The sequence below is a fragment of the Halomicrococcus pelagicus genome (genome assembly GCF_051917725.1).
Lineage (GTDB): Archaea > Halobacteriota > Halobacteria > Halobacteriales > Haladaptataceae > Halomicrococcus.
The window spans coordinates 217,780-230,202 of sequence record NZ_JBQBLX010000003.1; the positions used below are offsets into that span (position 1 = coordinate 217,780).

12 protein-coding genes are annotated in these 12,423 nt (G+C 69.2%); 6 read left to right on the forward strand and 6 right to left on the reverse strand.

Going from position 1 to position 12,423, the window contains the following annotated elements; translation table 11 throughout:
• The first annotated feature begins 134 nt into the window (after window positions 1-134).
• The 3 genes from ACTF4R_RS10365 (at window position 135) to ACTF4R_RS10375 (ending at window position 2,560) form a co-directional block, all read left to right on the forward strand.
• The gene (locus ACTF4R_RS10365; RefSeq protein ID WP_433625115.1) at window positions 135-710 is read left to right on the forward strand and encodes an NUDIX hydrolase; all 576 of its coding nucleotides are present in this window, start codon (window positions 135-137) and stop codon (window positions 708-710) included.
• Between the two features lie 93 nt (window positions 711-803).
• Window positions 804-2,114 (forward strand): DUF92 domain-containing protein, encoded by a 1,311-nt coding sequence (locus ACTF4R_RS10370; RefSeq protein WP_440007765.1) that lies wholly within the window; start codon window positions 804-806, stop codon window positions 2,112-2,114.
• Window positions 2,111-2,560 carry a GNAT family N-acetyltransferase gene (locus tag ACTF4R_RS10375; RefSeq protein WP_440007766.1) on the forward strand — a complete coding sequence of 150 codons (450 nt, stop codon included), beginning with the start codon at window positions 2,111-2,113 and terminating at the stop codon, window positions 2,558-2,560. Before ACTF4R_RS10370 ends, ACTF4R_RS10375 begins: the two co-directional genes overlap by 4 nt.
• 55 nt (window positions 2,561-2,615) lie before the next feature.
• Here the strand turns inward: ACTF4R_RS10375 and dnaG are convergent, their stop codons facing one another.
• The 3 genes from dnaG to ACTF4R_RS10390 form a co-directional block, all read right to left on the reverse strand.
• Window positions 2,616-4,055, reverse strand: coding sequence for a DNA primase DnaG (gene dnaG, locus ACTF4R_RS10380; RefSeq protein WP_440007767.1), 1,440 nt, complete (start codon window positions 4,053-4,055; stop codon window positions 2,616-2,618).
• A 172-nt stretch (window positions 4,056-4,227) separates the two neighbouring features.
• Entirely contained in the window at window positions 4,228-5,139 is a 912-nt protein-coding gene (locus ACTF4R_RS10385) for a glycosyltransferase (RefSeq protein ID WP_440007768.1), read from the reverse strand.
• Window positions 5,140-5,349: 210 nt separating this feature from the next.
• Window positions 5,350-6,555 carry a sugar phosphate nucleotidyltransferase gene (locus ACTF4R_RS10390; protein WP_440007769.1) on the reverse strand — a complete coding sequence of 402 codons (1,206 nt, stop codon included), beginning with the start codon at window positions 6,553-6,555 and terminating at the stop codon, window positions 5,350-5,352.
• 272 nt (window positions 6,556-6,827) lie between these two features.
• On the opposite strand from ACTF4R_RS10390, the gene ACTF4R_RS10395 reads away from it, so the two are divergent.
• Window positions 6,828-8,081 carry a tRNA (N(6)-L-threonylcarbamoyladenosine(37)-C(2))-methylthiotransferase gene (locus ACTF4R_RS10395; RefSeq protein WP_433625127.1) on the forward strand — a complete coding sequence of 418 codons (1,254 nt, stop codon included), beginning with the start codon at window positions 6,828-6,830 and terminating at the stop codon, window positions 8,079-8,081.
• Window positions 8,082-8,126: 45 nt separating this feature from the next.
• Here the strand turns inward: ACTF4R_RS10395 and ACTF4R_RS10400 are convergent, their stop codons facing one another.
• Window positions 8,127-8,630 (reverse strand): GNAT family N-acetyltransferase, encoded by a 504-nt coding sequence (locus ACTF4R_RS10400; RefSeq protein WP_440007770.1) that lies wholly within the window; start codon window positions 8,628-8,630, stop codon window positions 8,127-8,129.
• A 25-nt stretch (window positions 8,631-8,655) separates the two neighbouring features.
• On the reverse strand, window positions 8,656-9,225 hold the full coding sequence (locus tag ACTF4R_RS10405) for a metal-dependent hydrolase (RefSeq protein WP_440007771.1): 570 nt from the start codon (window positions 9,223-9,225) through the stop codon (window positions 8,656-8,658).
• A 428-nt stretch (window positions 9,226-9,653) separates the two neighbouring features.
• Between ACTF4R_RS10405 and ACTF4R_RS10410 the strand changes: the two genes are divergently transcribed.
• Window positions 9,654-10,379 carry a mechanosensitive ion channel family protein gene (locus tag ACTF4R_RS10410; RefSeq protein ID WP_440007772.1) on the forward strand — a complete coding sequence of 242 codons (726 nt, stop codon included), beginning with the start codon at window positions 9,654-9,656 and terminating at the stop codon, window positions 10,377-10,379.
• A 118-nt stretch (window positions 10,380-10,497) separates the two neighbouring features.
• Here the strand turns inward: ACTF4R_RS10410 and deoC are convergent, their stop codons facing one another.
• A complete protein-coding gene (deoC, locus tag ACTF4R_RS10415; protein ID WP_440007773.1) occupies window positions 10,498-11,139 on the reverse strand; it encodes a deoxyribose-phosphate aldolase in 642 nt (213 codons plus the stop codon).
• Window positions 11,140-11,289: 150 nt separating this feature from the next.
• Between deoC and ACTF4R_RS10420 the strand changes: the two genes are divergently transcribed.
• Complete coding sequence (locus tag ACTF4R_RS10420) at window positions 11,290-12,369, forward strand: glycosyltransferase (RefSeq protein WP_440007774.1); 1,080 nt, start codon at window positions 11,290-11,292, stop codon at window positions 12,367-12,369.
• Window positions 12,370-12,423: the final 54 nt, after the last annotated feature.

Sequence of the window (12,423 nt, forward strand, 5' to 3'; positions counted from 1 at the left end):
CGGGACGACGGCGAACCACCGGTCGCGAGACGACGCGTCGGCGGAGTGACGGAGACCGGACCCGGTAATTCAACCGCGAGCGCGTCAGGAGCTTTTCGAAGAGATTTTGAAAACGATAGCGCGTCTGTAATGGCATGAGCGCTGACAGCGCATCCGGGTCGTCCGAGGACGCTACCCACGAGAACGCGGAGCAACACGTCGTCGCGGTGGACGAAGACGACAACGAGCAGGGAATCGTCAACCGGCTGGAAGCCCACATGGGCGACGGCACCCGCCACCGGGCGTTCACCTCGCTCGTCTTCGACGGCGACGGCAACATCCTGCTGGCCCAGCGCAGCCCCGACAAGCGCCTCTGGGACACCTACTGGGACGGCACCGTCGCCTCTCACCCCGAGCAGGACCAGACCCAGCACGAGGCGACGCGCCAGCGCCTCGAGGAGGAACTGGGCATCTCGCCGGACCAGTACGGCGACGTCGAGTTGACCGACCGCTTCGAGTACAAGCGCTACTATCCGAACGAGGGCGTCGAACACGAGGTGTGTGCGGTCCTGCAGGTCACCCTCGACGACACCAGTCTCGACCCCGACGAGGAGGAGGTCGCGGGCCTGATGTGGGTGCCGTACGAGCGCCTCCACGACAACCCGAAGTGGTACCGCCAACTGCGGCTCTGTCCGTGGTTCGAGATCGCGATGCGCCGCGACTTCGAGTGACCGTCGCTCCGCCGATGACGACTCCGTCCCCTCCGCGTGAGGACCGCGCCCTTCGGGAACCGTTAAGTGTGCGTCACCAAAACGGCCAATAACGTGAACCAGAGTGTTCGGCGGGCAGCGGCGTTCGCCGGAATCGGAACGCTCGCGCTCGCCGCGTCCGTGCTGGTCGCGGGCGTCGCCGCCCTGTTCGCGGCGCTCGGAGCGCTCGCACTCGTCGTCGACGAGGGGAAGGCGTTCGACCTCCTCGCGAGACCGAGCGACCGTCGGGAGGGTCGTCTGCGCGGTCTGGCGGCCTTCGCCTTCGCGACCGCCGGACTGGCGATGCTCGTCATGCTCGTCGACCTGCCGGTCCACGCGTTCGTGGCGGCCGTCCTCCTGCTCTCGTACGGGAACCTCGCGGAGCGTCTCGCCCGCCAGCGGTCGTCGTCGGCCATCGCGGCCACTGCGGCGTTCGCGCTCGGCGGGTTCGTCGCCGCGATAGCCGCCCAGTCGGTCGTGCTGGCGGTCGTCGCAGCGGGCGTAGGGAGCCGCCCGGAGGTCGTCTTCCTCGCCGCCAGCGGCGTGCTCCTGGCGGCGCTGTTGCGCTCGGTGCTGTTCGAGCGCGACGACCCGCTCGTGCTCTTCTCCGTCGCGCTGCTCCTGTGGCTGTTCACCGTCCTCACCGTGAACGTGACGCTGCTCGAAGTGGCGCTCGCCATCGCCGTCACGGTCGGGTTCGGTTACCTCTCGTGGGCGCTCGACACCGCCAGCGTCACGGGGATGCTCACCGGGGCGCTGCTCGCGCTGCTGACGATAGTCCTCGGCGGGTACCCGTGGTTCGCCGTCCTCATCTCTTTTTTCGCGCTCGGAAGCCTCTCGACGAAGTTCCGCTACGACGAGAAGCGCGACAACGGCGTCGCCGAGGCCAACGAGGGCGCGCGCGGTGGCGGTAACGTCCTCGGCAACGCGGCCGTCGCGCTCGTCGCCGTCATCGCGTTCGCCGCGCGGGCACACCTCCCGTTCGCCGGCGACGTGTTCCTGTTCGCGTTCGCCGGCAGCATCGCCACCGCGATGAGCGACACGCTCTCCAGCGAGATCGGCGGCGTCTTCGACGACCCGCGGCTCATCACCACGCTGGAGAAGGTCGAACCGGGGACGGACGGCGGCGTCACCTGGCAGGGGGAACTCGCCGGCGCGTTCGGAGCCACCATCGTCGCGGCCATCGCCGTCGTCCTGTTCGGGACGGTCGGCGCTCTCGGCGGTGCCGTCGTCGCGCTGGCCGGCGTCGGCGGGATGACGGTCGACAGCCTGCTCGGAGCGACCGTCGAGGGCGAACTGGTCGGCAACCAGACCGTCAACTTCCTCGCCACCCTCTCCGGCGCGATTCTCGGGGGCGCGCTCGCGCTGCTGGCGGGCCTGTCGTGATTCGCGACGCCCGTCCCGACGACCTGCCGCGTCTCCGTCGAGTCCGGGAGTGGTTGCCGGAGCCGACGCCCCAGTTACTGGAGTACGCCGTCGATGGTCCGCCGCTGGTCCTCGTCTCGACCGCCGCGGGCGACGCGTCCGGGAACGCGTCCGCGGCAGACGTCCCGGTCGGCTACGTCCTCGTCGTTCCGGGCGGCGAGGCGGCCTACGTCGCCGAACTCGCCGTCGAACCCGCCCATCGCCGGGAGGGGCGAGCGCGCCGCCTCCTCGCGACCGCGTTCGACAGCCTCCGGGACCGTGGCTGTTCGCGGGTGACGCTCGCGGTCCGGCCGGACGCGGGGCCGGCCCGGGCGCTGTACGACTCGCTGGGGTTCGTCGAACGGGGTAGAGAAGCGGACTACTACGCGGACGGAACCGACGCCATCCTGCTGGGAAGGGACCTCTGAGGACGGCCAGCACCGGGGTCGAGAGAAAGAGCGCGTTTCGCCGACGTACGGTGTTTCAGAGGCCGTCGGCGGTCAGCACGCGCACGCTGGTCGGTTTCTTGACGAACTCGCCTTCCTCGCGGGCGACGACGTGGTCGACGCCGCGCTGGGCCGCCACGTCGAGGAGACGCTGGCCGACGGTTCCGTCGACGACGACGGCGTGCGGCGTCTCCGCCGCGCTCTCGACGGCGTCGAACGCCTCCTCGGCCGGCACCTCGTCAACGACCGAGAACGCCGCGTCGAGGAGGCGGGCGGTTCCCCGTTCGCCCCCGACGACCGCGTCGACGTGCCCGCGCAACGTCTCGGGGGCCGAATCCCCCTCCGACTCTCCGTCGGAAGCGGTGTCGTCGTCGGCCTCGTCGGAGGCGTCCTCGTCGGTGCCGGTCGACGGCTCGTCCTCGGTCGCGGTCGACGCCACGGCCGGCGTCTCGGCGTCGGCGGGCGACGTCGACGCGGACGCACCCGACCCGGCAGGGGAGGCGGTCGACTCCGATTCGGCCGGGCCGGACGCGCTCGCGCCGTCCGTCGCGACGGTCCCGTCCGCGTCCGTCGCTACGTCCTCTCCGTCGACGGACGAGTCGGTGTCGGAACCGGACGGGTCGCGTTCGGGAGCGGGGAAGACGCTGCCGTCGGTCGCGGCCGCCGTCTCGCCCTCGACGAACGATTCGAAGGGCCGCTTGTTGCGGAGCGCGGTCATCACCTCGTCGCGCGAGAGGTCCTCGACGGACTTTCCGGAGGGCGCGACCGCCACGTAGTCGACGTCGGCGACCTGTTCGAGTTCCTTCCGGATGAGGTCGCCGCCGCGGTCGGCGTCGAGGAACACCGTCGTCGTGCGCTCCTGGGTGAGTTCGGCGACCGAGTCGGGGACGTTCGTCCCCTCGACCGCGACGCCGTTCTTGACGCCGTATCGGAGCAGGGTCAGCACGTCGGCCCGGCCCTCCACGACGATGACGGCGTCGCTGTCGACGACGTTCGGGCCGGCCGGCAGTCCCTCGTACTCGGTGATGTCCTCGACGCGGACGCTCCGGCGAACCTCCTCCAGTATCTCGTCGCTGGTCATGACGCTGTCGTCGAACGACGACGACAGGAGTTCCTTCGCCCGGTCGACGACTTCCCGTCGCTTGGCCGCGCGCACGTCCTCGATGCTGGCGACGCTGACGCTGGCGCGGCAGGGACCGACGCGCTGGATGGTTTCGAGGGCGGCGGCGAGAATGGCCGTCTCGACCTTGTCGAGGCTGCTGGCGATGGTGACGTGCCCGAACGACTGGCCGTTCTCGCTATCGACGCTCACGTCGATGCGACCGACCTTCGAGGACTGCTGGAGGTCGCGCAGGTCGAGGTCGTCCCCGAGCAGACCCTCGGTCTGGCCGAAGATCGCACCGACGACGTCACTCCGCTCTACCACCCCGTCGGCGGTGATGTCGGCGTGAATGAGATATTTCGCTGTATCGTCCATGTGTGGTGAACCGCCCCTGGCTGGGGCCTGGCGTGTCCATGAGCGATGTCATGGGATTTCCGTGTATGCTTGGCGCTCCAGCACCCAAATAGCTGTCGTCACGGGGATTCTTTCCGGTGACGGCGTGCGGGACGAACGCCGTTCGGCCGGACGGGAGTCTGGCGCCGGAACTCTAGCCGTCCTCGGAGCCGAAGTGCTCGTACGCCCAGCCGGCGGTCGCCGTCAGCCGCTTCGCGTACGCGATGAGATACAGCAGGAGGACGTCGGTCGCTGACACCGACGCCGCCTCCGTCACCCGCCGGTAGAATCGTACCGGGTGAGGTGGGAGGTAGTGACGCGGGTTGAGAACGCTCGGTTTCTCGACGCGCTCGGGGTGGTAGCGCTGCATCTGGGCCTTCCCGCGACCGAGTCGGAAGTGCTTCTTCAGGAAGGAGGGCAGCGACGCCCGGGCGGGATGGTACATCGTTATCGCCGGCTGGTAGTGCTGGTCGAAGCCGGCGTCGTGGACGCGGTTGCCGAACTCCTCGTCCTCGCCGGAGAACAGGCGCTCGTCGAACAGGCCGACGTCGTCGAACACCTCCTTCCGCGTGACGAGACAGCCGGTGCCGGAGAACTGCTGTTCCTCGATGTACCGCTGGATGGGAAAGCCGAATATCTGGTTGTACTTGGCCGTGAGCGTGTCCTTTCCGTCTTCGACGTATATCTCGACGTCACAGCCCATGTAGTCCCAGTCGTTACCTTCGAGCGACTCGACGGCGTCCTCCAGCCACGTCTCCTCGACCGTCATGTCGGCGTCGATGAACGCCAGGATGTCGCCGCTGGCGTTCCTGATTGCCTTGTTCCGGGCGGCCGCTGGACCCTGCACTTCGTCCTCGACGAGAAGCGTCACGAGGTCCGGGAACCGGTCGACGTACTCCCGGACCACTTCGCGGGTGTCGTCGGTCGACCCGTTGTCGGCGACCAGGACCTCGTACGCGTCCGACGGATAGGTCTGAGCCGTCACGGCGTCGAGCGTCATCCGAATCCCCCGAGGGTCGTTGTAGACGGGAATAACGACAGATACAGGCGCCCGCTCGGAAGCCATATCGTCACACTGTTCTAGCATACTTATAGCCCCTTCGATTCAGCAAACGACGGTACCGTCGACGCGTGTAAGATGTCAGTCACTATCTGGCTCCTGACGACGCAGTCGCTCGGAATCGGGGATTTTCACGGGTTACTCGTTCGAAATATCGAGCGATGCGTGCATAAAAATTGTGGCACGAGCGGGAACGATTGTCGTCCGGGCCGTTCGTTATCGGACGACGGTCGCCTGCTCTGCGACGGTGCCGGAGACCGACGCGCCGGCGGCGATGGTCGTCCCCGGGCCGACGAGCGTCCCCGGCGCGAAGCTCGCGTCGCCTGCGGCGCGGACGCGGTCGGCCAGCAGCGCCCCGAGTCGCTCGTCTTCGTGGACGACGTCGTCGACGCGCACGTCGCCGGGTCCGCCCGGGACGGTGGCTCCGGCACCGAGGCGGACGCCCTGTCCCGTCACGCAGTCCACGAGGGTGGCGTTGGGACCGACCCGGGTGTCGTCGTCGAGCACGGACGCCTCGACGACCGCGTTCGCGCCCACGGTCACGTTCCGCCCGAGCGCGACGTCGGGACCGACGACGGCCCCGGCCGCCACCGTACAGTCCGCTCCGACGACGACCGGCGGCCGGAGGGTGGCGCTCTCGTGCACGTCGGCCCCGTCGGCGACCCAGACGCGCTCGTCGCGTTCGGGCTCGTCGACGCAGCCGGCCACGAGCAGTTCGTGGGAGACGGAGAGCAGGTCCCAGGGACGGGTCGCGTCGACCCAGGAGCCGCTCGTCCGGACGCCCTGGACGCGCCCGGCGGCGACGAGTCGACGGAGCGTGTCGGTCAGCGCCAGCTCCCCGTCGACCCGCGGCGTCGAGTCGAGGGCGTCGAAGATTCCCTCGTCGAACGCGTACACGCCGGCGTTGAGCAGGCTGTACCGGTCGGAGCCCGGCTTCTCCACGAGTTCGGTGACGCGGTCGTCGTTCAGCACGACCGCGCCGTACTCGCTCACGTCGGCGCGCTCGACGACGGCCAGCGCCGCCGTCGGGTGGCCGTCCGCGACGCCGTCGCCGAACGCCTCGCGCACGTCGGCGACCACCTCCGGGGCGACGACCTGGTCGCCGTTGACCGCCAGGAACGGGCCGTCGACCGCCGCGCGGGCGGTCAGCAGGGCGTGACCGCTACCGAGTTGCGCGTCCTGGACCACGTACGAGATGCTCGCGCCGCGGTGTTCGTCCCCGAAGTGGTCCTGCACCCGGTCGCGCCGGTAGCCGACCACGAGGGTCACCTCCTCGACGCCCGCCTCGACGAGCGCGTCGAGGACGTACGACAGGACGGGCCGGGTCGTCGCCGGCAGCATCGGTTTGGGCCGGTTCCGGGTGAGCGGCCGGAGGCGAGCACCCTCCCCGGCGGCCAGCACGACGGCGGAGCGGACGGTCATGATACGACGTCAAGACGACGCCGACGGGTTTGAAAGTTCGGTCCGAGCGAGAGTTAGGCGGCCGTTGACGCGCTCGAAACGCGTGCGAAACGGCGTTTCGGTTTCCGCGGGGTGGCCGTGCGGTGGTCGAGGCGCGGCCACCGCAAAAGAGCGCGTCGCTCTCGACGGTCCGACCGTCGCGTCGGCGTTCGGCGGCCGGCCGGCGGGCCGACGCCGGAGTCTCGTCGATTCGTCGCGTTTTTGCCCGCGTAGCGACAACGTCCCGTCAGCGAATGGCCCGGTACCACATCGAGACGTACGGCTGCACCTCCAACCGCGGCGAGAGCCGCCAGATAGAGTCCGCACTCCGCGACGCCGGCCACTACCGCGTCGACGGACCGGACGAGGCCGACGTCGCCATCATGAACACCTGCACCGTCGTCGAGAAGACGGAGCGGAACATGTTGCGCCGGGCCAGGGAACTCGACGAGGAGACCGCCGACCTCATCGTCACCGGCTGTATGGCCCTGGCGCAGGGAGAGCAGTTCCGCGAGGAGGACGTCGACGCCCAGGTGCTCCACTGGGACGACGTGCCGACGGCCGTGACGAACGGCGAGTGTCCGAACCCCGGCCCGGGCGTCGAACCGGTGCTGGACGGCGTCGTCGGCATCCTCCCCATCGCCAGGGGCTGTATGAGCGACTGCTCGTACTGCATCACGAAGCACGCGACGGGCAAGATAGACTCCCCCTCCGTCGAGGAGAACGTCGAGAAGGCCCGCGCGCTCGTCCACGCCGGCGCGAAGGAACTCCGCATCACGGGCCAGGACACGGGCGTCTACGGCTGGGACGACGGGGAGCGCAAGCTCCACGTCCTGCTGGAGCGCATCTGCACCGAGATAGACGGCGAGTTCCGGGTCCGGGTCGGGATGGCGAACCCGAAGGGCGTCCACGGCATCCGCGAGGAACTCGCCGAGACCTTCGCCGAGCACGAGAAGCTCTACGACTTCATCCACGCGCCGGTCCAGTCCGGCAGCGACGACGTGCTCGGCGACATGCGCCGCCAGCACCAGGTCGAGGAGTTCGTCGAGGTCGTCGAGACGTTCGACGACGCCCTGGACTACTGGACGCTCTCGACGGACTTCATCGTCGGCTTCCCGACCGAGACGGAGCGCGACCACGAGCAGAGCATGGCCCTGCTCCGCGAGGTCCGGCCGGAGAAGATCAACGTCACGCGGTTCTCGAAGCGCCCGAACACCGACGCCGCCGAGATGAAGGGCCTCGGCGGCCAGGTGAAGAAGGACCGCTCGAAGGCGATGTCCGAGTTGAAGATGGACGTTGTCGCCGAGGCCTACGAGTCGATGGTCGGCGACCGCCGCCGCGTGCTGGCCGTCGAGGAGGGGACCGGCGACTCCGTGAAGTGTCGCGACTCCGCGTACCGGCAGGTCATCGTCCAGAACGCGAGCGAACACGGCGTCGAACCCGGCGACTTCCTCGACGTCGAAGTGACGGGCCACCAGACCGTCTACGCCTTCGGCGAACCGCTGTAGGCCGGAGTCCGTCGACGGTGGGCGGGTAACGGCTGGTTTCCCGACTCAGAGCTTCCGCGCGACCATCTCGCCCCAGTGGTCGAAGCCGTGGCGTTCGTAGAACGCCCGCGCACGGTCGTTCTCGCGGTCGACGTCGAGCACCAGGCGGTCCAGCGGCAGGTCCTGGGACTCGGCGAGCGCGACGGCAGCCGCGACGAGGTCGTCTGCGACGCCCGTGCCGCGGTACTCGGGTCGGACGTATATCTCGTTCAGCACGGCGGCGTCCCATATCATGGCGAGGTGCTCGGGGAGGACGAACACGTAGCCGGCGAGCGCCTCGTCCGCCCCGGCCTCCTCGGGGGCGGCGACGGTGACGCAGCGTTCGTCGTCCGCGACGCAGCGGTCCACCCAGTCGAGGTAGCGCCGCCGGTACGCGTCGGTCACCTTGGCGGCGTACCTGTCGGCCTTGTCGTCGCTGCCGGTCCCGTCGCCGAGTCCGAGTTCGAACGCGCGCTTCAGCGCCCACAGCTCGTCGGCGTCGCGCCCGGGGTCGTACGGTCGGACGTCCATACGGCCACGTTCGCAGGGGGCGGTGTTACTTCTTCCGTGCCTCCCACGCGCGGAAGCCGACGACGGCGATGCTGGTCACCCCGAGCAACAGCCCCCGTCCCGACCGGACGATCGGGAAGGTGCGCTCTGCCCCCGCCGGGTCCGCCCCTGGCGCGAGGTCGAAACCGGTGCTGTAGTGGGTCGTTTCGGTCGACCCCTTCGCCTCCAGCAGCGACTGGACGAGCCCCTCTTCGTTCGATATCGCTATCTCTCCCGAGACGCTGTAGAACTGGTCGTGGACGGGATATAGCAGGTTGACGCCGTTCGAGAAGAAGTCGAGACCGATGCCGGCGACCAGCAGCGAGCAGAGACTCACCCACGCGACTCGCGTCCCGTACTCCCCCCACCGCGCTCGAAGTCGCGACTCGCCGACGACCAGTAGTATCCCGAGCGCCGCCGGAAACAGGAGCGTGTGCAACACGGCCCTGTGTCCCCCGGGAACCCACCACCCCACCAGCGTATCCAGGTCCGGCACCGCGGCAGCGGCCATGACCACCAGCGCCGCGCGCCCGTCGAAGTGTTCGGCGAGCAGCGACGTGGCGAGAAGCCCTGCCACCGCGACGTGAACCACCGTCGATGGCACAAAAGTTAAACGGTATCTTAGAAGATATGGTTTTTCGCCGATATCCGACGTGTACGACCGGTTCGGTAGCGAAACGGCGCGGTCTCCCCGTCCGCCTCGAATCGCCCGCCGGGACGGTGACCGACGACCGTCGGCCCCGACCGAGTTCGCTCCGCGTTCGGGAACTCCGCAGACGGTCGAAACGAGCAGATAACGTCGGAAGGGCGGCCGGTCGCCGCCGGCGGGGTCGATACCCCGTCCGTCGTGGCCGACCGCGGCGCGGTCTGCGAGTTATCAGCCGTTACCGGTTTCGTCCGGCAGTTCAGGCACTCAACAACTAAACCGCTCGCGGAACGTTTCCCGGACGGCCGCACTGTGGCCAGTGAGAAACAATGATTCGATACGACACACTCGGAAGCATCGTGCTACAACAAGACGGAGGCGTTCTCGGCAACCTTCCGTCCTGGGTACAGGAGCCGCTTCAGGGGTTCGTGGCGCTCCTGCCGCGACTCGTCGGCGCGTTCGTCATCCTGCTCATCGGCTGGATCATCGGACGCGTCGTCGCCTCGGTCATCAGTCGCGTCGCCGACCGCGTCGAACTCGACCGGATGGTGCTGGATACGCCGCTCGGGCGGATGCTCGGGGGCACCGAGAGCGCCGTCTCCAGCGCGTTCGGCAAGCTCGGCGCGTGGTTCGTGTACGCCCTGGCGATTCTCGCCGCCGCGAACGTGCTGGCGATTCCGACCCTCTCGGAGTGGGTCGCCACGGCAGTCTCCTACCTGCCGGCGTTCATCGCGGGGCTGCTCGTCATCGTCCTGGGGTTCGTCGTCGCAGACTTCATCGGCGACGCCATCACCCGCACGCGAGCGGCGACCGGGACCTCCTACACGTCGTGGTTCGCCGACGGAACGCGCTTTTTCCTCTACTTCATCGCTATCGTCGTCGGTCTCGACACGATGGGCATCGACGTCGAGATACTGTACGTCTTCGCGCAGGCGCTCGCGTGGGGACTGGCCGCGGCCGTCGCCATCGGCGTCGGCGTCTCCTTCGGCTGGGGCGGCAAGGATTACGTCGCCAACCACATCGACGGCTGGATGTCCAGCGCCCAGGAGGGAGCGCCGAGTCCGCAAGCCGGCGACGACGACTGACCAACGGCGAGGTCGCGTCGCCGTCCGTAGTGACCTCGACGACCGACGCTGAGTCGCCAGCCGCGACGACCGGCCGATTCGGCCTCGGTCGTCACGAGCGACGCACGGGGAGTCGGTGCTACCGCCGACGCCGGAAGTTCTCGACGATGGCCGTCCCGCTGCTCGCGCCGATGCGCTCGGCCCCGGCGTCGAACATCGCTCGCGCCGTCTCGTAGTCGCCGACACCGCCGCTGGCCTTGACCGGCAAGTACTCGCTCATCAGTGCCACGTCCTCGACGCGCGCGCCGGTCGCCGCGAAGCCCGTCGACGTCTTCACGAAGTCCGCGTCGGCCTCCTTCGCCAGCCGACAGGCGTCTCGCTTCTCCTCGTCGGACAGGAGCGCCGTCTCGATGATGACCTTCACCGGTATCGGAACCGCCGCCACGACCTCCTCGATGTCCTCCCGGACGCGGTCGTGTTCTCCCGCCTTCAGCCGACCGACGTTCGTCACCACGTCGAGTTCGTCCGCGCCGTCGTCCCGGGCCGCGACGGCCTCCTCGCGCTTCGCGACGGTCGCGTGCTGGCCGTGCGGGAACCCGACGACCGTGGCCAGCGTCACGTCGGGGGCGTAGTCGCGCCCCTCCGCGACGTAGCACGGCGGGATGCAGGCGTTCATCCCGTACTCGCTCGCCTCGTCGAGGACGCGCTCGACGTCCGCCGGGGTCGTCTCCGGCCCCAGGACCGTGTGGTCTATCTTCGCCGCCAGTTCGGCTTCGTCCATGCGCGTTCGCACGGACGGTGCGAGTAAAAATCCCCGTCATGGCCGGGTCCCCGGCGTCCGGGCGACCAGGGGGGTCGTCCGGCGGGACGGCTCCATTCCGCCGACGCGCGTGAAAGAAGATTTTTACTTTCCCGTTTCGTGGCGGCGAGTATGCGCGTCGCGTTCGTCGCCGAAGTGACGGCCCAGCTGGAGAGCACCGGGGCGACCCGGCGGCTCCGTCGCACGGCCGAGCTGCTGGCGGGACGGGGCCACGACGCGGTCGTCCTCTGCTCGCAGTGGTGGGACGGCGACCACGCGACATTCGAACAGGACGACGTGACGTACCGGGCGGTGACGACCGAGCCGCCCGAGGAGGGACCGTCGCGGCGGTTCGCGATGGCGCTTCCGGGAGCGCTCCGCCGCGCGAAACCGGACGTCGTCCACGCCGCCGCGGTGCCGAAACACGTCCTCGCGGCCAAGACCGCGAGCGCGCTCGTCCGCGCGCCGCTCGTGGTGGACTGGTACGACGCCCCGCGAGCCGAGACTGCGGAGGCGAACGCCCGCGGCCTTCGGATGGCCGCCCGCGCGGCCGACGAGATAGTCGCTCCCTCCGAGACGGTGAAGACCCGGGTCCGGGAACTCGGGGCGAGCGGCGACGACGTGCGGGTCGTTCCGAACGGCATCGACGTGGACGCCATCCGGGAGGCCCAGGTCGTCGAGGGGGCCGACGTGGTGTACTCGCGGCGACTCGACGAGGACGCCAACCTGGAGAGCCTGTTGCTCGCGCTGGCGGAGCTCCGGGACCGCGACTGGAACGCGGTCGTCATCGGCGACGGGCCGGAGCGGGACGGGTACGAGCGCCAGACGCGGGACCTGCGCATCGACGACCGCGTGGAGTTCACCGGAAGTCAGCCGGTCGAGAAGCGGATTCCCGTGTTCAAGGGGGCGCACGTCTACGTCCAGACGGCCCGGCGGGAGGCGTTCCCGACCGACCTGCTGCGGGCGCTGGCCTGCGGCTGCTCGGGCGTCGTCGAGTACCACGTCGACTCCAGCGCGCACGAACTGGTCGAGAACGAGGACCGTACCTTCCGGACGACGAGCGAGCAGGAACTCACCGAGGCGCTCGTCGCCGCGGCGGACCTCGAACCGCTGGCGGTCAACGAGGCGTTCGCCGACTACGACCACCAGCGGGTGCTGGAACGGTATCTCGACTGCTACCGGGACGTGCGGGACTCGTTCGGACTGTTCTGACCGCCACCGGCACTCGCGGTCGAAACGCACATGCTCGCGCCGCGGAAACTCTAA

Coding starts and splice junctions, on each gene's coding strand:
- ACTF4R_RS10395 (WP_433625127.1), top strand. CDS start 6,828: ATGGCCCGGTACCACATCGAGACGTACGGCTGCACCTCCAACCGCGGC.
- ACTF4R_RS10400 (WP_440007770.1), bottom strand. CDS start 8,630: ATGGACGTCCGACCGTACGACCCCGGGCGCGACGCCGACGAGCTGTGG.
- ACTF4R_RS10390 (WP_440007769.1), bottom strand. CDS start 6,555: ATGACCGTCCGCTCCGCCGTCGTGCTGGCCGCCGGGGAGGGTGCTCGC.
- ACTF4R_RS10385 (WP_440007768.1), bottom strand. CDS start 5,139: ATGGCTTCCGAGCGGGCGCCTGTATCTGTCGTTATTCCCGTCTACAAC.
- deoC (WP_440007773.1), bottom strand. CDS start 11,139: ATGGACGAAGCCGAACTGGCGGCGAAGATAGACCACACGGTCCTGGGG.
- dnaG (WP_440007767.1), bottom strand. CDS start 4,055: ATGGACGATACAGCGAAATATCTCATTCACGCCGACATCACCGCCGAC.
- ACTF4R_RS10420 (WP_440007774.1), top strand. CDS start 11,290: ATGCGCGTCGCGTTCGTCGCCGAAGTGACGGCCCAGCTGGAGAGCACC.
- ACTF4R_RS10365 (WP_433625115.1), top strand. CDS start 135: ATGAGCGCTGACAGCGCATCCGGGTCGTCCGAGGACGCTACCCACGAG.